At 69.1% G+C, this 19,781-nt stretch carries 11 protein-coding genes, 1 tRNA gene and 2 pseudogenes; 10 read left to right on the top strand and 4 right to left on the bottom strand.

What is annotated here, in order from left to right:
- Positions 1-48: 48 nt before the first annotated feature.
- Positions 49-7,722, bottom strand: coding sequence for a golvesin C-terminal-like domain-containing protein (locus tag ACZ6K0_RS39770; RefSeq protein ID WP_469236064.1), 7,674 nt, complete (start codon positions 7,720-7,722; stop codon positions 49-51).
- Positions 7,723-9,012: 1,290 nt separating this feature from the next.
- Between ACZ6K0_RS39770 and ACZ6K0_RS39765 the strand changes: the two genes are divergently transcribed.
- Positions 9,013-9,168 carry a hypothetical protein gene (locus tag ACZ6K0_RS39765; RefSeq protein ID WP_469578509.1) on the top strand — a complete coding sequence of 52 codons (156 nt, stop codon included), beginning with the start codon at positions 9,013-9,015 and terminating at the stop codon, positions 9,166-9,168.
- Positions 9,169-9,287: 119 nt separating this feature from the next.
- Positions 9,288-9,821, top strand: coding sequence for an SMI1/KNR4 family protein (locus ACZ6K0_RS39760; RefSeq protein WP_469578561.1), 534 nt, complete (start codon positions 9,288-9,290; stop codon positions 9,819-9,821).
- 66 nt (positions 9,822-9,887) lie between these two features.
- On the opposite strand, the pseudogene ACZ6K0_RS39755 reads toward ACZ6K0_RS39760, so the two are convergent.
- Positions 9,888-10,286 (bottom strand): annotated as a pseudogene (locus ACZ6K0_RS39755) (transposase family protein); the annotation flags it as partial.
- Positions 10,287-10,307: 21 nt separating this feature from the next.
- Here ACZ6K0_RS39755 and ACZ6K0_RS39750 point away from each other — a divergent pair.
- The 6 genes and pseudogenes from ACZ6K0_RS39750 to ACZ6K0_RS39725 all read left to right on the top strand — a co-directional run.
- Positions 10,308-10,727, top strand: a pseudogene (locus ACZ6K0_RS39750) (MBL fold metallo-hydrolase); the annotation flags it as partial.
- A gap of 410 nt (positions 10,728-11,137) precedes the next feature.
- Entirely contained in the window at positions 11,138-13,141 is a 2,004-nt protein-coding gene (locus tag ACZ6K0_RS39745) for a sensor histidine kinase (RefSeq protein WP_469236056.1), read from the top strand.
- Positions 13,142-13,147: 6 nt separating this feature from the next.
- Entirely contained in the window at positions 13,148-13,582 is a 435-nt protein-coding gene (locus ACZ6K0_RS39740; RefSeq protein WP_376408300.1) for a roadblock/LC7 domain-containing protein, read from the top strand.
- On the top strand, positions 13,579-13,956 hold the full coding sequence (locus ACZ6K0_RS39735; RefSeq protein ID WP_376408303.1) for a DUF742 domain-containing protein: 378 nt from the start codon (positions 13,579-13,581) through the stop codon (positions 13,954-13,956). The genes ACZ6K0_RS39740 and ACZ6K0_RS39735 overlap by 4 nt, the downstream gene beginning before the upstream one ends.
- Positions 13,934-14,557 carry a GTP-binding protein gene (locus ACZ6K0_RS39730; RefSeq protein WP_376408306.1) on the top strand — a complete coding sequence of 208 codons (624 nt, stop codon included), beginning with the start codon at positions 13,934-13,936 and terminating at the stop codon, positions 14,555-14,557. The genes ACZ6K0_RS39735 and ACZ6K0_RS39730 overlap by 23 nt, the downstream gene beginning before the upstream one ends.
- The gene (locus ACZ6K0_RS39725; RefSeq protein ID WP_376408309.1) at positions 14,554-15,126 is read left to right on the top strand and encodes a GAF domain-containing protein; all 573 of its coding nucleotides are present in this window, start codon (positions 14,554-14,556) and stop codon (positions 15,124-15,126) included. The genes ACZ6K0_RS39730 and ACZ6K0_RS39725 overlap by 4 nt, the downstream gene beginning before the upstream one ends.
- A 111-nt stretch (positions 15,127-15,237) precedes the next feature.
- On the opposite strand, the gene ACZ6K0_RS39720 is transcribed toward ACZ6K0_RS39725, so the two are convergent.
- Positions 15,238-16,446, bottom strand: coding sequence for an acyl-CoA dehydrogenase family protein (locus ACZ6K0_RS39720; RefSeq protein WP_376408312.1), 1,209 nt, complete (start codon positions 16,444-16,446; stop codon positions 15,238-15,240).
- 581 nt (positions 16,447-17,027) lie between these two features.
- On the opposite strand from ACZ6K0_RS39720, the gene ACZ6K0_RS39715 reads away from it, so the two are divergent.
- Together ACZ6K0_RS39715 and ACZ6K0_RS39710 are read left to right on the top strand one after the other, a co-directional pair.
- Positions 17,028-17,101, top strand: a tRNA-Pro gene (locus ACZ6K0_RS39715).
- 150 nt (positions 17,102-17,251) lie between these two features.
- The gene (locus tag ACZ6K0_RS39710; RefSeq protein ID WP_469236057.1) at positions 17,252-18,910 is read left to right on the top strand and encodes a serine protease; all 1,659 of its coding nucleotides are present in this window, start codon (positions 17,252-17,254) and stop codon (positions 18,908-18,910) included.
- Here the strand turns inward: ACZ6K0_RS39710 and ACZ6K0_RS39705 are convergent.
- The gene (locus tag ACZ6K0_RS39705; protein WP_469236058.1) at positions 18,882-19,562 is read right to left on the bottom strand and encodes a DUF998 domain-containing protein; all 681 of its coding nucleotides are present in this window, start codon (positions 19,560-19,562) and stop codon (positions 18,882-18,884) included. The genes ACZ6K0_RS39710 and ACZ6K0_RS39705 overlap by 29 nt on opposite strands.
- Between the last annotated feature and the right edge of the window lie 219 nt (positions 19,563-19,781).

Raw genomic sequence — 19,781 nt, 5'->3', positions numbered from 1 at the left:
GGAGCCCGTTCTCAGGTTACCGCGACGACCTCTTCCCTCTCATCGAGGTCATGGCACGTTCGGTATCGAAATGGCCTTTGACTGTCCGGTGGTCAGACTGGTCCATCTGATGGAGATGCTGGCCGGGATCGGACTGTCCCCGACGTAGTTGGCATCGGATTGGTAGTAGATCGTCTCACCGGCCTTGACTCGGGCGGCGACCTCGTTCTCGAAGCTCGACATGACCGGTGAGTTCGCCTCGTTGTACAGGGGCACCAGATTGCGCATGTCGGTGCCACTGCCACCGAGTTGCTTGCCGATCAGATGGCCGCGCTGAACGTAGTCGAGTCCCTGCCGGTCAGCATTCTGGCGGCTGTAATAGCCCTTGGGAATCTTCGACCAGTCGATCGGGAACTGGGTACGGGTACCGTAGATCTTCGACGTGACCCCCGGGAACGCGTCCGAACCGTCGTCCTTCTCGTAGTTGTAGTCCCCGGCCGTCAGGCAGGCGCGCCCGCCCTGTGCTCGACCCTGCCCGTCGAGAGGCAGGTAGTAGATCGCACTCTGGCCCTTGCTGCAGTTGTCCTGCCGCAGAGCCAGGTCGGCGTACGGCCGCCACTCGACGTCCTTGTCCGGAGTGGTGAGGCGTCCGAGGTTGTAGTTGTACTCCTCGCCGATCTCCGACTCACGGGACGCTGTCGACGACCCGTCGAGGTCGAAACCGAGCGTATCGAAGAAGACGTAGGCCGCCGTGCCGATTCCCGACGCCTTGCTGAGGAACCTCAGCGCGCCGGAACCCCCGGACGCCGCCTTGGTGGCGGCGTCGTCCACCTCGTTGGCCGCGCTCTTCAGCCAGTCGCTCGCGGTGTCGGCCACGGTGGAGCAGACGCCGCAGTCGAAGTGTCCGTCGATCTCGACGCTGCTGGCCGGGTTGCCGCCGCCGAAGGCGTACCGGTTTCCGGTGAACGGGTCGTTGCCGAGGTTCATGTCGGCGAGTGCCCCGTTGTACATGTCCCGGGTGGTGAAGCGGTTGAGCCCCGGGTTGTAGTTGCGGAAGCCCATGTCGTAGGTGCCGGACTGGGCGTCCCACCGCTTGGAGTTGAAGCGGTAGGGGTTGTAGGCCTCCTTCGTCGGGTCGGCGGTGTCGGGCTTGTCGATACCGGTGAAGTCGTCCTTGTCGTCCGAGCCGTAGGCGGTGTAGCCGTAGGTGGCCTTGGTGTCACCGTTCTTGTCGGTGAGCGTCTCGACGTCGGTGTGGCTGTTGTAGCCGTAGTAGCCGTCCTCCGTCGTGCCGTCGGTGTTGTGCTTGACCTGCGACAGGCGCTCGCCCCACGGGCTGTACTGGTACGACTTGGTGACCTTGCCGGCGACCTCCTCACCGAGCACCTCACCGGAGAGGCCCAGGTAGGTGAAATCGGTCGTCTTCCCGTCCGACGTCTTCGACGACGTGCGGTCCAGCGGGTCGAACGTGTACTTCGTCGACTTCAGTACGCCCGCGCCGTCCGCCTTCTGGGACTCCACGACGTGGTCGAAGCCGTCGTACACGCTCCGCTCGATGACCTTGCCGCCCGCGGTGACCGTCTCGAGACGGCCGAACGGGTCGTAGGTGTAGGTCGAGCTCTGGCCGCCCACGGCGGCACTCTGCAGCCGGTTGCGGTCGTAGTCGTACGTGGTCGTGGTGTTCTTGACCGTCTGGCTGATGACGTTGGCGTTGTCGTCGTGGACGTAGATGTCCGTCCCCGCGCCGTTGCCCGTCTTGACGGTCTTGGTGAGCCGGTCGACCGGGTCGTAGGTGTAGTCCGTCGTGGAGTCGAGGAACGCCGCGTGGTTGTCGGCGTTCATCTTCTTCGCGACGTCCTGCGCCTTGTTGCCGTTGGCGTCGTAGGCGTAGGTGTGGGAGGCGACCAGCGTGCCGTTGGGCTTCTTCTCCGTGGTCGTCTTCTCGGCTCCGTCGAGGAGGTACGTGTGGTCGACGGTGTTGCCGTTGGCCTTGGTCTCCTTCAGCTTCTGGCCGCGGGCCGTGTAGGTGTACGACGACACCTTGGGCGAGGTGTCCGTGGCCGACTTGCCCACGGAGACCGTCTTGACCAGCTCACGCAGGTCGTAGGTGTACTTGGCGAACTGGTCGGGGTGCGTGACGGTGTCGGTCTGGCCGTTGACGTCGTAGGTGAAGGACGTGACCTTCTTCTCCTGGCCCGCCAGCGCCTCGGTCACCTTCTGGACCTGGTTGAGGCCCGTGTACGCGACCGTGTAGGCGTCGACCTTCGTGCCGGAGGAGGTGTCGCCGATCGACGTCATGTTGCCGTTGACGTCGTAGGCGTACGTGAAGGAGTTCTTCTCCGTGTCCGTCTCACCGGTGGTGTCCCGGACGAGCTTCACACCGTCCGCGACGACCACGCCACCGCTGCTCTGGGCGAGCTTGAGCTTGGTGTCCTCGCCCTGCTTGAGGCTGTAGGAACCGAGCGACACCCACGTGCCGGCGGACGCGTTCTGGTCCTTCGTCGCCGACGGCTCGGTCGTCGTGCCGTGGGTCAGCGTGTACGTGGCGGCCGTCGCCGCGCCGGTCACCTTCGGGTACTTCACATACGCGGTGTACGTGCCGTCCTTCGGGATGTGCAGGGTCCAGGTGAACGCGTCCGTACCACTGCCCGTTGCGTGCGTGCGGTGGTCGTAGCCGTGCTGCCCGGTGAGGTCGCCCGTTGCCCACGTACCGGTGGAGGAGACGTTCTGGGCGTCCGAGTTGTCGACGAGGACCACGCTCTTGCCGACCGGCACACCGTCGTCCGACTTCGACTTCAGGCTGCCGTCGACGTAGTAGGTCCACGCCATGGTGCGGTCGGAGGATCCGCCCGCCGAGGTGAGCGTGCGCCGCACCTGCTGGCCCATGTCGTTGTAGTCGAACGTGGTGACGATGTCCCACGGGTCCGTGGCGGACTTGGTCCAGCCGTTGTCGAAGTAGGTGTACGTGGTGTCGTTGCGGACCGTCTCACCCTCCGACGGCGGCGAGGAGCTCTTCACCACGCGGCCCACCGCGTCGTAGGTGGTCTCGGTGTAGACGTCCGCCTTGTTGTGACGGGCGTCGTTCGGGTCGTACGGCTGGTACTTCCGCTTCGGACGGTTCAGCTCGTCGTACGTCGTGCGGACCGCGAAGTCGTCGGCGCCGGCCGTGGCCGTGCCGCGCGGGGTGATCACCCGGGTCGTGTTGCCGACCTGGTCGTACTCGAACTTCGTCGAACGCGTCGTGGTGCCCTCACGGGGGACCTTGACTTCGGTCTGCTTGCCGCGCTCGTCGTAGGTGATGGTGGTGGTGTTGTTCTCCTTGTCCGTCGTCGAGACGACGAGGCCGTCCTTGTCGTAGGACTGCTTGGTGAAGTTGCCGGCCGCGTCCGTGACCTGCACGGCCCGGTGGTTCAGGTCGTACAGCGACGAGGACGTGAAATCGTCCGGGTCGGCGGTGGCGTGCTTCTTCGGGTCGATGACCTTGTTGACGTTGCCCACGCTGTCGTAGGCGTAGGTGATCTTGTGGCCCTCGGCGTTCGCGACCGCCGTGAGCTGGTAGATCGCGTCATAGGTGTTCGAGGTCATGTGATCGGTGGCGTCCGACGTCGTCAGCGAGCCCCGGGGCTCGGTGGACGTCTTCAGGTTTCCGACCTTGTCGTAGGTGTACGTCGACGTGCGCGGATCGGTGGTGTTGTTGGCCGGCGCGGTCGCCGACACCACCTGGTCCGCCGCGTCGTAGACCGCCGTGGATACCGCGCCGTTGGGCGCGGTCGACTTGGTCACGTTGTCGTTGGCGTCGTAGACGGGAGCCGGCGAGGTGATCAGCACGCCGGTGGCCTGGTCCTTCGGCTGGCTGGAGACCAGCGGGCGTCCGAACGTGTCGTACGTCTGCGTGGTCTTCTTCCCCAGCGGGTCGACGACCTCGGTGACCTGGCCGCGCTCGTCGTACACGTACGACATCGAGTTGTTCAGCGCGTCCGTGATCTTCGCCGGGTAGCCATGGGGTCCGAAGCCACTGTTGACAGTCGGACGCCCGTTGGCGTCGGTCGCCTTGGTCAGCTGGCCGTAGGAGTCGTACTCGTACGAGGAGGTGTAGTCACCGGCCGTTGTGGTGGCGACGCCCTTGGGGTCGGTGACCGTCTTCAGGTTGCTGAACGAGTCGTACCCGAACTGCCACTTGCGGCCCTCCGGAGAGGTCTTGGTGACGAGGTCCGCCGCGTAGCCGTCCACCCGGGTCCGGTACTCGAATCTCGTCGAGTTCGCCGGGAACACGCCGGGCGCGCAGTCCGAGGACGGCGGGACACCGGCCTTGTTGTTCTCCGCGTCCCGTGACCACAGGGGGTAGCCGGTCTTCTGGTCGTAGCAGTACGCCGCCTTCGCGCCGTTGTTCTCCTCCAGGTAGGTGACGTTGTTGTCCGCGTCCCAGCCCATTTTGGTGACCTGGGAGTTGGCGTTCGTCGTCTGCACACCGCGGCCGAAGTCGTCGATGACGTACTTGGTCGCGTGCGACTCGGCGTCGGTGGCGGTGGTGTCGGTGAACTTGGTGTTGCCGGCGTTCGCGGCGTAGGTGAAGCCCGTGGCGCCCTGGAGACGGTCGGTGATCGTCTTGGTCCACCAGTGGTACTTCGGGTCGTCGCCGGTCTGCGGGTAGTTGTACGTCAGCTGGGTGGCGTTGCCGCGCGGGTCGGTGGCCTTGACCAGCTTGACGTTCTTGTTGCCCTGGGTGGCGTCGTACTCGAAGGCGAACACCTTCGGCTGGGTGGAGCCGGCACCGTTGGTGAACTTGGTGAGCAGGCCCTTGTCGGAGTACTCGAAGGTGGTCTTGCGGCCCCCGATGTCGGCCATCGACTTGATGTGGTCGATGATCTTCGGGTTGTTGCTGTCGGCCTTGGAGTAGTACTCGACCGTCAGCGACTGCCGTCCGGCGGGGTCGGTGATGTACTTGAGGAACTTGGTCGGCTTGTTGTTCGACTTGCGTTCCTCGTAGGTGTACGTCTGGGTGTTGCCGTTCTTGTCGACCAGCGACGTCATGTAGCCGTCGCAGCCGAACAGGAACCGGGTGCCGTCGGGACGGGTCATCGTCCAGGCGTCGGGGACCGGGTCCTTCAGCGGCGTGCAGTCCAGTCCGGCCTTCGCCGTCAGCTTGTAGTGGACGCCCGCCGGGGCCTTCCACGAGCCGTCCGACTGCTCACGGAAGACGTGGGTCGTGCCGTCGCCGTCGGGGAGACGGATCTCGGTCGGGTGCGGCTTCGGATGGAACTCCAGCGGCGCGCCCAGCCGGATCGGGCCGGAGGCCTGGAAGGACCAGCCGTGACCGGAGACGGTGTCGGAGGTGTCGAGGCTGTTGTACGCGAACCGGACGAAGGTGGTGATGCCACGGCCGGGGTTGGTGAACGCGTTGTACGACCAGACCGTATTGCCCGAGGCCAGGTTGTTCATGACGGTCGAGCCGGCGCCGGTGTTCTTGCCCGTGTAGGAGTAGAACTTCTCCAGGCCGAGGCTGTTGGAGGTGGGGTCCTCCACCGCCACGTTCTGCTTCAGGCCCGCAATGCCGGAGGTGCCCGACGTCCACGTGCCGGTCGTCTTGTTGTAGACGTCCCAGGTCAGGACGTAGTCGGTGCGCTTGTTGCCGTTGTCCGAGTTGATCGGGGTCTTCACCACGGCCTGGAGGTCGACGCTGTCACCGGGCGCGACGTTCGCCGGCAGCGCGGTCTGCACCTGGTTGCCGCCGTTGGTGACGTCGGTGCCGTCGGGCAGGGCCCACTTGTAGGTGAGGACGTGGTCGGCCGCGTTCCAGGAGGAAGCGGTGGTGTTGGTGAGGGTGAAGTCGACCGTGTAGTCGGTGTTCGGCGTCATGCGCGCGGGGGTCTGCGGCGCGTAGTACGTCGACTCCGTCGTCGAGTCGATGTACGTGACCACGATGCGCGGACGCAGGCGCTGCTCGGTGCCCTCGGAGGAGAGGAAGAGAGTGCGCTCCTGCGAGGCGGCCTCATCGGCCATCTTGATGACGACGCCCTGCTGCGAGGCGGGGGTGGTCACCCAGGACTGCGCCAGGGAGGCGACACTCCAGTCGTGGCGGGCCGGGTCGTTCGTCTTCGCGCCCGTGTCGCCCACCACGGCGCCGAAGTCGCCGCCCGGTGCGGTCCAGTTGGCCGTGGCGTTGGCCTTGACCCAGGTGGCGGTGGCCTCGTCGAAGTCACGCGTCAGCGGCCGGAGCTCGTAGACGGCGCCGGTGGTGTCCTGGGCGGTCTGGGTGGACCAGAGGCGGACGTTGGCGTCGAGGACCCGGGCCGTGGCGGGGATGCCGAGGGCCGGGAACTTCAGGACCGCCCGGGTGTCGCCGTAGGTGGCCGAGTTGTTGCCGACGCTGAGCCAGTTCTTCGGCCCGCCGTCGTCGATGGTGTCGTGCGTGAGCGTGGTCCGCAGGGAGGACAGGGTGGTGTCCTGCGTCGCGTCCAGCACCTTGGTCGTCCGGCCGGCCTTGGGCAGGCGGACGAGCTGGGTGGGCGCGGCGACGACCTGGCCGTCCTTCGTCTTGACCGCGACCATGTAGTAGTACGCGCGGCCGTACGGGTCGGGGTCGTTGCCCTTGGTCGGGACGGCCGAGGTGTCCGCGTACGACGTCGTGCCGGGTTCGACCGGGGCGACGAGGGTGGCGGCGGAGGGGGTGAAGGTCTGGCTGATCGAGCGGTGGACCTGGTACTCGACGAGGTCGTCACCGGTCCCGACCGGGTCCTTCTCCTGGTACGCGGACCAGTTCAGCTCGGCGCCGGTGTCGTGGATCGTGGTCGGGGCGGCGAGGTCGACGCCCTGACGGCCGAAGGTCAGGACGAGCCGGGGGTAGTTGGCGGTCTCGCCGCCGTACCCGAACTCGCTGCCCTCGTAGCGCGGACCGCCCTTGGGGCCGTTCGCGGACTCGTCACCGGCCTTGATCACGAAGCCGTTGTTGACGTTCGTGCCGTCGATCCAGGACTGGACGGTCTTGGTGACGGGGAAGGTGTGCCAGGTGTTGAGCTCACCGGGCTGCTTGGTGACGACACCACCCTTGGTGAACCGCACCGCGTCGGCGATCACCGAGGTCGTGGTGGAAGCGGGGCCGTCACCGAGAACGATCTTGCCGAGGGTTCCGGCCTTGAACGGGTGCGAGCCCAGCGTCTTCCACACACCGGCCGTACCGGCCTGCTGGTTGACCGTGTAGGCCTTCGTCCCGCCGTCGTAGGTGACGGTGAACGGCGCGTTCGTCGCACGGTCCGAGGCCGGGACGTTGTGCGTCTCGACCTGGTACGTGCCGTCCTCGGGAAGGCTCGGCTGCCAGGTGTACGAGTCACCCGCGACCGAATCCTTGTTGTACATGTACGTCTGGTTCACCGCGTACTGCGTGTACGCCGTGTTGCCCGACGCCGGCCAGGAACCCACCGCCGCCGTGCGGCCGGCCTCACCGTTGTCCACGAGGACCGAGGTGCCCGACAGCTCACCCGTGATCGCGTTCGCGTTGTTCCAGGTGGCCCCGGACTCGGTCCACGCCTGGGTGGCGCGGTGCGCCTCCAGCTGGACCTCGGTGTCACCCGTGGTGTGGGTCTGGTCGAAGTACAGCCTCAGATCGGCCGAGTCCAGCTTGGTGCCCGCCGGGATGCTGCTGACCGGGAACCGGATCAGCGCACGCGAGGCGCCCGTGGAGGTGTTGCCGACGGACAGACGCCAGTTGTCGTCGTAGTTGGTCGTCGGACCGTCCGAGGAGATCATCACGTCCTGCGCCGTGGTCGGCGTCGGGGCGATCGAGATCGTCGGGTCGATGGTGACCGGGTACTGCCGCTCCGAGGCGGCCAGCCACTTCGCGTCGGGAGTGACCGTGAGGTTCCAGCCGTGACCGGCCTTCGTCAGCTTCTGGGTGACGTTCCCGCTGTACGCGGAACCGTACGGAGCCTTGACGTCCTTCTTCGCGTCCGTCATGAACGCGGCGGGGATGACGAGGACCGGATCCGCGCCCTCCTCGTAGAAGGAGACCGAGCCGTCCTTGTTCTGCTTCGGCGTCAGCCCGCCCGCGTCCAAGGTGAATGTGAAGGACACCGGACCGGACGGCTTCGCGTCCAGGACGATGTTCTCCTTCACACTCCCCGGACCGACCACGTACGACAGATCCGCACCGGACACCACGTCCTCGTACGTCACCGTGTCGCCCTTGGCCACCGGCGCGAGCTTCCCCGCGCCCTTCAGACCCAGGGTCACCGCATGTCCGGCTCCGGCCTCGAAGCGGAGCAGCCTGCCGGCGTCCGATCCGAACCAGCTGCGCGCGGCATTGGTCGTGTTGGCGAAGGCGAAACCCTCGGCGGCGGACGGGACGACCGTCGGATCGACGTCCTTCCACGACTTCCCCGCCCGGTAGCCGGTCGGAACCGCCGACACCTCGGCCTGCACGCGCCCGTCGGACAGCATCCAGTACCGCGCGTTCGCCGTCCGCTTCCCCGTCAGCTCGGCGACCCGCTTCGCCTTCGGCGCGGCCTTGCCCTTCGGCAGCCTCTCCCGGCTGGGTATCTCCGGCCGTCCGTCCGGCGCCGGCCTCACGTCCTGCTGTTCATCGTCCGAGAACCAGCCCAGAGCCGTTTCGAAGACACCCTTGCCGTCGTCCTGACCGGGCGGCCCGGGGGGCGGCGACGCATACGCGACCTGCGGCAGTAGCGTTCCCGCCACCGCCGACACCACCAGACAGGAGACATATCTCCTGTAGGAGCTTCGCACCTTGATGCCTTTCCGTGCGGCGGACCGGATCCCGGGCACGCGGAAGGTGCTCCGCACACGGGAAAACGGCACGCCGAATGAGCCCGCCGGATTTTTCCGACGTGCTTGGAGCAGTGCCGCAGCCGTAGGCCCGTACACACGTGAGTCCAAGCTCACGACTACGGCGCACGGATCTTGATCAGTCAGGTAATGGCCTGTCAATTCCCCAGACATATAGGGTCATTGGGTCCCCATGGGTAGGTACTTCGCCTCCATGGGGCGATTTCTTGACTCCGACGGAAATGGTGTTGGGGATTTGTGCTGGAGCACCTCGGGGCGGAGGAGGGCTTGTTGATCGTGGGTGAGGCCGGGTTCGTCAAGAAGGGCGTCCGTTCGACCGGGGTGCAGTGGCAGTGCACCGGCACCTCCGGGAAGATCGGTCGTGAGGAGGGGCGGGAGACACGCTCGAAGTAGCATCTCTGCAAGCTTCTCCGGTCGGCACTTCGCAACCTCCGTCGTGGAGCAGTCGGACAGAGGCATCCATGCAGAGGGGGCAGAGTGCGATGAGTGCGGCTGAGAGTTGGTCCCGCGTGATGACTCTTCTTCGGGAGCACGCGCCGGCCGATCACGCGGACCTGCCAGGACCGGCTACTGAGCAGACGCTCGCGGCCGCCGAGGAACGGATGGGGATCTCGCTCCCTGAGGATCTGCGGACGTGGCTGCTGCAGAACAGCCTGGATCTTCCCGAGGAAGACGTCGACGTGATGTGTTGCGGCTTCGACGGGTTCCCGGACGAGGGAAGCTTCTTTCTGGGCATCCGGGCGATGGAGAAGCTCTACACGAACCGGTCCATGCCCGGTGGATTCGACCCTCCGGACCAGCCGGACAACCCGTTCTGGCGTAATGAGTGGATCCCGTTCCTGTCGGACCAGGACGGCTGGAGGGGAAAGTTCATCGATGCGCGGGACGGGCGTGTCGGCCGCTGGTTCGTGGGTGACCCCACGGTCACGGGCGAGTACGAATCACTGGCCCATTATTTCGACTCCGTAGCGGACATGTTGACGAAGATCGCCGATGGAAACAATCCGATCTGCAAGGTCGCCGATGGGCGCCTCGTTTGGTCGTGAGGCGCTTCCCCACCGCATGACGGCCAGCGCTGATCCGTCCCCACCCTGGAACGGCAATGACCTTCGTCAGCGTTGCCGTTCCAGGGTGAGGACGGCCGTGACGATGACGCTCATGCGATGGGGGCTGCAGCGGGCTTTGCGGAGGATCCGCCAGGACTTGAGTCGCGCGATGCTGCGTTCGACCGGTGCTCGTGCCGCTGACAGGGCCCGGTTGATCGTTCGCTGGGTCGTGGTGAGGTCCCGGTTCGGGAGCCATCTGATCGGTGTGGTCACCCAAGGGCCGGCGCCGATATAAGCGCGGTCGGTGAGGATCGGAACACCCTGGCGTTCGCAGATCCGGATGATGCGGTGGATGCGGGCCGCGGTCAGGTGTCGCCGACAACCACTCTCGGTTTGGCTGGCTGGAGTAGCAGATCGCGGGTCGCCGACTGGGTTTGTGCGAGCTTGATCCGTGACCGAAGCCCTGACACCTGATAGTGCTTCATATGGACCGACATCCATATGACTCCCGAGGAGGGCATGCGGGCCCATCCGGACCTCCAGGGCGGTGCGGCGTCCGGCGTCATGCTGCCGATCCACTGGGGCACGTTCAACCTCGCCCCGCACCCGTGGGCGGAGCCGGGTGAGGGCACCGTCGAGGCCGCCGCCGGGGCAGGGCAGCGGATCGCCCTGCCCTGCCCGGGCGAGCCCTTCGAGCCGGGCGCCGAGCGGCTGCCCGACACCCCCTGGTGGCGGGCGGTCGCCCAGGCCCCCGCGGGTGGCTGGGGAGGTTCCGCTCTCACCGACGGTCACGGGCAGTGCGTACCCGAGTCCGGCGTGAACGCGCATCCGGGTACCGGGCGGACGCCCGGGGGGCCGGGCACGGACACCGGTCGAGGCGCACCGGAGGCCGCGCACACGACGTGACGCGGGCGCGGGCCGGGCGGTCCGCATCTCCTCCGGGGCATTCCGGTGGGGAACGATTTCCGCAGAGGGCGGAGGCGTACGAGCGCCTCCGCCCTCTTCCGTTCCCGCCGCTCCACGGCCCGCGGAGGTCGAGGCGTCGACTTTCGGCCACGTGGTTCTCGGCCTGTCGTGCGAGGGGCGATACCAGACCGGGCCGCTCTACGGGTAAGTTTGCCAACTGCGCACCGCACATGAACGGTTGACGACTACAGTGTGTGGTTGGTGATCATCGGTAGGCTCATCGCACCCCGCAGTACCCGCTGCACGACACCCCCCGCTCGACACCCCAGAACGACCGACTGAAGCACCCCCGTAGTCCACCCCCTGTACCCCGCAGTACGCCGATTCCTGGGCACGTACCAAGGACACTCATGTCTCAACTTCGCGCACCCGCCTCGCGGTCCGATCGACGCGAGGGCGGGCGGCACGGCCGGTCGGGCGCCCGCTCCGCCTCCGGCACCCCCAGCACCCCCCCGGCGCAGACGTCCGCGCCGCTCCCGACGGAAGCCCGCATACGCCCCCAACTCCTGCGCACCTCCGTGCTCCCCGCCGTCGCGGTGGCACTGGGCGGCGCGGCGGCCGTGCTCTTCACCATCCGTTCCACGGGGGCCAGCCCCACGCCCGGCCTCTGGGCCGCGCTGACCGGCGCGGCCGCCCTCACCGTCGCCTCCGTGACCGCCGCGGCGCTCGGCGCCGACCGGGCGGCCAAGGCGGTCCTGGACCGCTGTAACGCCCTGCGCCGCTCCAGCGCCCGCGGCCAGAGCGAACTGCGTGCGGTCGTCGAACAGTTGCGCAGGGGAGAGGGGCTCCCGCCCCGCCCCGCGGTGCCGACAGGACCCGCGACAGGTGACGAATTCGACCTGCTGTCGCAGGAGTTGAACCGCTCGCACGAGGCCGCCGTGGCAGCCGTCGTCCAGGCGTCCCGACTCTCCAGCAGCGTCGGCAACGAACAGAAGGTCGAGGTCTTCGTCAACCTCGCCCGGCGCCTGCAGTCCCTCGTCCACCGCGAGATCCAGCTCCTCGACGAGCTGGAGAACGAGGTCGAGGACCCGGAGCTGCTCAAGGGCCTGTTCCACGTCGACCACCTGGCGACCCGCATCCGCCGGCACGCCGAGAACCTCGCCGTGCTCGGCGGCGCCATCTCGCGCCGCCAGTGGTCGAACCCGGTCACCATGACCGAGGTGCTCCGCTCCTCGATCGCCGAGGTCGAGCAGTACCCGCGCGTCAAGCTCGTACCGCCGATCGACGGTACGCTCCGGGGCCATGCCGTGGCCGACGTCATCCACCTCCTCGCCGAACTCGTCGAGAACGCGACGCTGTTCTCCGCCCCGCACACCACGGTGCTGCTGCGCGCCCAGTACGTCACGGCCGGCCTCGCGATCGAGGTCGAGGACCGCGGCCTGGGCATGCCCGTCACCGAGCAGAACAAGATGAACGCCCTGCTCTCCGATCCCGATCAGGTCAACGTCGCGCATCTGCTCCAGGACGGCCGCATCGGCCTCTTCGTCGTCTCGGCGCTCGCCCGCCGGCACGGCATCGCCGTACGGCTCCAGTCGAACATCTACGGCGGCGTCCAGGCCGTCCTCGTGCTGCCGCAGGGTCTCCTCGGCGCCGACCCCGAGGGCCTGGCACAGCACGAGCGCCAGGCCGCCGCGGCCGTCGGTTCCCCGGCGATCCCTCCGGGGCAGGTGCAGATGCAGCCCCAGGCACAGGCGCCGGAGCCGGTCCACGCCCCCGAGCCGGTCCACGCTCCGACCCCGGGCCACGCTCCGGCTCACGCTCCGACCCCGGTCCACGCCCCGTCACCGGTCCAGGTCCCGGCTCACGCCGAGGCCCCGGCCCACTCCGACGTCCGGCACTCCGACCGGCACGAAGGGCACTACGAGGGCTCCCACTCGGTCCCGGCCGCGGGCCGGATGCCGGCGCACGCCCAGGCCTCCGCGCCGATGGCCGCGCCCTCCGCGGAGCGGGCCGCCGCCCGCCACGAGGAGACGCTGTCGTCCGACCCGCTCGCGTACTCCCCTACGAGCACGCACGGCACGCACCTGAACGGCCACGTCAACGGCCACGCGGACGCCGGCTCCACCCCCTCGATACCCGCGCAGTCGGTCGGCTCCGAGCACCGGGCCCCGCTCCTGCCCCCGGCGCCCGAGGGACCCCGTGCCGAACCCTCCGGCCGGCCCCTCCTCCCGAAGCGGCGCGCCCAGGAACACCTGGTCCCGCAGCTGCGCGACGAGCCGGCGGCCCGCAGGCCCGAGGAGCACGCCCTGCACGACCCCGGCCTGATGGCCGCATTCCAGCGCGGAATCGGCCTCGCCGAATCCCAGCCCGCCCCCCACGAACCGCTGCGTCCAGGCGACGCGCACAAGGAGTAGATCACCATGGCGAGCAATGTGCCGAACGGCCATTCCTCGGATCTCGACTGGCTGCTGAGCGGCCTGGTTCAGCGGGTCCCGTACACCCGCAATGCCGTTCTGCTCTCCTCCGACGGCCTCGTGAAATCCGTCCACGGCCTCGACCCCGACGCCGCCGACCACATGGCGGCCCTGGCCTCCGGCCTCTACTCGCTCGGCCGGAGCGCGGGCGCCCGGTTCGGCGACGGCGGCGAGGTCCGCCAGGTGGTCGTGGAGCTCGACTCCACGCTCCTGTTCGTCTCCACCGCGGGCTCCGGCACCTGCCTCGCCGTCCTCGCCGGGCGCGAGGCGGACGCCGCCGTGCTCGGCTACGAGATGGCGATGCTCGTCAAGAGCGTCCGGCCGTATCTGGTCACGCCGGCCCGGCAGGCGGCCGGCGCGGCGGGTGGCCGCGGGCAGTGAACGTGACGTCCCATCAGGAAGGGCCCTGGCTCGACGACGCGGCCGGCCGGCTGATCCGGCCGTACACCGTGAGCGGCGGCCGGACCAAGCCCAGCACCGCGCTGGACCTGCTCTCGATGGTGATGGCGACCGGCTCGATCCCGCAGCCCCACATGGGCCCCGAGCACAGCCTGGCCCTCGGGCTGTGCGACGGGCCCACCTCGGTGGCCGAGATCGCGGCGCACTTACGGTTGCCGGCCGTCGTCACCAAGGTCCTGCTCTCCGACCTCGTGGACTGTGGGGCTCTCACCGCCAGAGCCCCCCGGTTCCACACCAACCACACCGACCGTTCCTTGCTGGAGGCAGTGCTCGATGGCCTACGACAACGGCTCTGAGCGCCACGAGAGTTTCGCGACCGACCCGTTCCCCACCGCGCTCAAGATCCTGGTGGCGGGCGGGTTCGGCGTGGGCAAGACGACCTTGGTGGGCGCGGTCAGCGAGATCGAACCGCTCAGCACCGAGGAGCTGCTGACCTCGGTCAGCGCGGCCACCGACAGCCTGGAGGGCGTGGAGTCCAAGACCACGACCACCGTGGCCATGGACTTCGGGCGCATGACGCTCGACGACCGCCATGTGCTCTACCTGTTCGGCACCCCCGGACAGGAGCGCTTCTGGTTCATGTGGGACGAGCTCTCCGAGGGAGCGCTCGGCGCGGTCGTCCTCGCCGACACCCGCAGGCTCCAGGAGTGTTTCTCCGCCGTGGACTTCTTCGAGCGGCGCGGCATCCAGTTCGTCGTGGCGGTCAACGAGTTCGACGGCGCCTACCGCTACGAGCCGGACGAGGTGCGGGCCGCGCTCGACCTCAAGCCGGAGGTGCCGGTCGTCGTGTGCGACGCCCGGATCTCCAGCTCCGGCATCCGTACCCTGCTGACCCTCGTCCAGCATCTGCTCACCACCATTCCGGCCGCCGTGCCGAGCTTCGGAGCCACGCCATGACCTACGACCCGACCGGTCATCTCCTCCTGACCCCCATCGACAAGGACGCTCCCGCGCGGGTGCAGCGGCTCCGTGAACTCGGGCTCGGGGAGCGACCGGACCCGGCGTTCGACGAGTTCGCGCACCGCCTCGCGGACGTGACCGGAGCCCCGTTCTCGATGGTCAACTTCATCGACGAGAACCGGCAGTTCTTCGCGGGGCTGCACACCCCCGAGGGCACCCACTCGGGCAGCGACCTCGGCGCGGCCGCGGCGAGCACCGGTGGCGTCGGCCGCTACATGGCCCGCGACCACGGCTACTGCCCGCACGTGGTGGTACGCCGCAAGGCGCTCGTCCTGGAGGACGTCTGCGACTACCCGCGCTTCGCGGGGAACCCGGTCGTGGACGAGATCGGGATCCGCTCCTACATGGGCGCGCCGCTGATCGACCGTACCGGTGTCGCGCTGGGCACGATCTGCGTGGTCGACACCGACGTCCGCCCGTGGGGGCGCGCCGGCCTGGAGACGATCAAGGCGATGGCGGCCGAGCTGGTGGAGCAGATCCACCGCCGCGAGGACGGCATGTTCTGACCGGCACCGCCGGAGAACACGGCCGGGGCCCCGGTACGGCGAGTGTCGCCGTACCGGGGCCCCGGCCGTATTCGTGCCCGTGCCCGTGCCTTTGCTCGCTTCCGTGGCCGCTCAGGCGTGCGCCGGTTCGAGCTCCGGGGTCCGGACCAGGTCGGAGAGCCGCTCCGACCAACTGCCCTTGTCCTGGCCGAGGGCGACCTCGGCCAGCCGCAGGAGCTGGATGTCGGAGGTGCCGGCCGGGGCGAAGATGTGGTGCGCGTCCCGGAGGTACCGCTCGATGGCCCGGTCCGTGAAGAGGCCGGCGGCGGCGTGGATCTCCATGGCGTTGCGGCCGGAGTCGATCGCCGACTCGACGTTGACGAGCTTCGCGTTCATCAGCTCGGCGTCGCAGGACAGTCCCTGGTCGAGCAGGTGCACCGCGTGGTACGCGGAGAGCCGGGCCGTCATGAGCCGGGACTGCATCTGACCGAGCTTCAGCTTCACCGTGGGCAGGTCGTGGAGCGGCTTGCCGTAGCGGATGCGCTCGGAGGCGAACCGGGTGGTCTCCTCCAGGATCGCCTGGTGGATGCCGAGCGAGACGGCGGTGAGGTTGGCCCGCCCGTACAGGACGCTGGAGGAGTACGCGACGGAGAGGCCGTCGCCCTCGTCGCCGAGGCGGTTGGACGCCGGGACACGGCAGTTCTCGAAGATGAGCTCGCCGAAGCTGAAGCCGTGGAGTCCCATGGCGGGCTGCTGCGGACCGGTCCTGAACCCCGGGCGATCGGATTCGACCAGGAAGGCGGTGAGTCCCTTCGAGCCGGGACCGGTCCTGACCACAACGCCGTGCAGATCGCCCACGTGGCTGTTGCCGACGAAGACCTTGCTGCCGTTGAGGATGTAGTCGTCGCCGTCCCGGACCGCGCTGGCGCTCATCCCGAGGACGTGACCGCCGGACTCGGGCTCGGTCACCGCGATGGTCGGCAGGCACTCACCGGCCGCGACGGCGGGGAGCCAGGTCTTGCGCTGCTCGTCGCTGCCGAAGTGGACGATCTTGGCGGTGCCCAGCTGCGAGGCCTGGACCATGGCGCCCATGGCGCCGCTGACCCGGGAGAGCTCCTCGATGATGATGGTTTTGGCCAGGTGGCCGGCGCCCATGCCGCCGTACTCCTGGCTGATTGTCGCTCCCAGCCAGCCCTGCTCGGCGATGAGCCGGGAGAGCTCGTGGTGGACTGTCCGGGATGCTTCCATCTCGGCTATCCGTGGCCGAACCTCACGCTCTGCGAAGTCCCGGACCGTCTCCCTGAGCTGATGATGCAGTCGACTGCTGAAGTAGCCGTCCATTCGAGTCCTCCCCTGCGAAACGCCTGTCGGCCTGGTCGACCGGGCAGGTGGTGCATCGGCAGTGGTCCCGTCCCGAACAGGCCGACCTCTTCATGGTGTTGATCTTTCCGGGACGGAGCAATATCGCCACGACTTTTGTCCGAAACAGGAGCTGTTGACGATTGAATCTGACTGTGTTTCGTGTGGTGTTGGCCCCCTACCACCGGTTCGGTGTCCATTCCCCGTGGGCATCTTTCTGCCACATGCCAACGGCAACGGATCCGGCGGCATATGGCCATGAGGCCCCCGAGGTCGTCCCATCCGCCCCTTCATCACCATAGGGGCGGCATTCCGGAATCCTCCCGACCGCGCCCCCGCCCCGAGAACACGGGCCTCGCCCCCGCCCTCCCCACTCCTGGGGCCCTCGCCACGGGCGCGCGGGCGCACTGAGGGGCGTGCGGAAGCATCACGGAGAGTGAGCGCCACGCCCCCGGCGCGCACCCCTCGCCCGGGCGCCGGAAAGGGTTCGTGACCACCACGGAAAGTGCGGTATTGTTCTGATGCGCGTTCGGCCAGGGGAAACCCCAGGTCAGACGGGTGATCGGGACGTGGCGCAGCTTGGTAGCGCACTTGACTGGGGGTCAAGGGGTCGCAGGTTCAAATCCTGTCGTCCCGACTCGAAAGAGTCGTAGATCAGGGGCCGTTTCAGAGCAATCTGAAACGGCCCCTGACTCGTTCTCGGGGATCGGTCGGGGATCAGTTGGGGACCGGTTGGGATGTGACGCGGCTCACGGGAACCCCGGGGCGGGACGGTCCAGTGCAGATCATGAACGTCTCCTCGAAGCACTCTCCCTCGTCCGTCCCGTCCGTCCCCGCCCTGGCGGCGACGCGCCGGTCCGTGCTGCGCGGGCTCGGCGTCGCGACGGCCGCGGGCACCGCCGCGATCTGCCTCCCGGCCGCCACGGCCCACGCCGCGCCCGCCGGGCGGCCGACGCGCGGCGCCTCCGGCACGTACGCGCTGACCCTCGTCCACCTGGGCCGCGACGGCGCGCCGACCACCGACTACCGCACCCTGCTGACCGCGCTGTCCGGGCCCGACGCCGGCAGCGGCCGGGAGCTGAAGGAATCGCCCAGCACCGTCACCGTCCAGGTGCCCGCCGGGCGGTACCTGCTCGACTCCACCCTCTCCACCAGGCCGGTGGGGGAGGGGAACTGGGGGAACGACTGGCTCGTGCAGCCCCGGCTGGACGTCGACCGCGACATGACCCTCGTGCTCGACGCGCGGGTCGCGCGTCCCGTGGACATCCGGCCGCCGGTCGCCGACGCCAGGTTCGAGCAGGCCGGGGCGTTCGCCAAGGTGACGTACGAGGGGGTCACCGGGTTCGTGAACCTGATGACGAGGTCTCTGGACCTGCGTACGGCGCACCTGGGGCTGGCCGCCGAGCGCGGGGCCGTACAGACCTGGGTGGACTCGTACTGGAGCCGGCCGGGCGGCGTCTGCGCCCTCGGCTACGCCTTCCGGGGCGAGCGGGCGCTGACCGGTCTGGTCCGGCACCCGGTGCCCGGCGACCTGGCCACGCTGGTGGTGCGCGCGGGGGTGCCCGCGTCCGGAGGGGGAACGGCCCTCGTCGAGTTCTCGCCGTCGGCGGGCCCCTCCCCGGCGCTGGGGCTGCCCGTGCCGTCGGGGGGCACCGGGACGTTCCTCTTCACGCCCGAGCGCGGCACCTGGGACCTCGTGTACGGTGCGCAGCCCGAACAGGAGGGGCCCGCCAACAACTACTTCGTCCTCGGGCGCTCGTTCACGCCCGGATCCACCACGGTGCACACCTTCGACATCCCGGTCTTCGGCCCGGCCATGGACTCCTCGCCCGGCGCCCGGCCCGTCGCGCAGCGCACCGGCGACACCCTGGACCTGACGGTGCCGCTGCTCGCCGACGGCGAGGGCCACGTGCCGTCCTCGCCCCTGTTCACCGCGTCGACCGTCACGCTGCACCGCGACGGCACGCCGGTCGCGACCCGCCGCGGCGAGAAGCCGGGGCACGCCTCGTTCACGGTGCCGGCGGGGCGGGCCGCCTACCGGCTGACGGCGAGCGCGACGCGGCCGCGCGGGAGCGTCACCGCGGCGTGGACGTTCACCTCCGCCGCGACGGCCACCGCCACCGACCTCCCGTTGAGCGCCGTGCGCTTCGGCCCCGACCTCGCGCTCGACGGCACCGCCCCGGCGCACACCACGAGCCGGGTGGCGGTGACGGTGGAGGGCGCGGCCCGGCGGTCGGGGGTGCGGTCGTTGACCGTGTCCGTGTCGACGGACCGGGGCGCCACCTGGACGCAGGCGGCGGTGACCGGCGGACGGATCACGGTGACGACGCCGGGGCCCGGCAAGGCGGTGTCGCTGCGTGCGGAGCTGACGGACGTGCACGGCAACACCCTCACCCAGACCCACATCGACGCGTACGTCACGCGGTCCGCCACCGGGGCGCGCTGACGCCGGGCTCCTCCCGCCGGTCCTCCGGCCGCCGGACGAGGCCGAGGGTGCCGACGGCCAGGGCCCAGAGCAGGAGCGGGAACGCGGCGACCCGCTCCATGCCGCCCATGCCCAGGCCGAGGTAGTGGCCGGAGAGGAACAGCCCGAGAGCCGCGATCGCCGTGATCCCCAGCAGGGCGGTGGCCCGTCGCAGCGGGGGCCGGACGCGGCCCGCCAGGCCGGAACCCGCCAGGACGAGGCCGATGTTGCCCCCGGCCATGATGAGGAGGGCGCCCAGGACGTGCTGGTTCTCGTCGACGTCCGCGGGAGCCAGGCCGGCCAGGACGAACCCCGCGCCGGCGCCGGCCAGGAGCAGCCGGGCGAGGGCGGCGGCCGGCCCCTTGCGCCACAGGGCGTCGCCGGTCAGGGCGGCACCGACGACGAGCAGCACCCCCAGGGCGATGAACGAGCCGTTCATCAGGCCGTGTTCCGGGGAGCAGACGTACCGCGGTTCGGGGGTGGCCTGCAGTGCGCAAAGGGCGTTCCCCAGATCGCTGATGTTGTTCTGTGCCCAGCTGTACGGTCTCGACCAGGCCGACTCGGTGATCCCGTGGATCACGAAGAACTGCACCACTCCGACGATCCATGCCGCGTACCCGATCCGGAACTTCATCCGTCCGTCCTCCCCATGTGAACCCGTACGGGAAGTCGATCACGCGGCGCCCGACCGGGGCACTCCGACGAACCCCCTGGCGCGGGGGGGGGGGGGGCCCCCCCCCCCCCCCCGGGGGGGGCGGGGGGGGGGGGGGGGGGGTGTGGGGGGCGGGCCCGCCCCGGGCGGGCCCCCGGCCGCGGGGGGGGGGGCCCGGGGGCGGACGGGCGGGGGCCCGCG

The sequence above is a fragment of the Streptomyces sp. NPDC042346 genome (assembly GCF_055581845.1).
The sequence above is the reverse complement of the archived record's forward strand: the minus strand, read 5'-3'. Positions and strand labels throughout refer to the sequence as shown.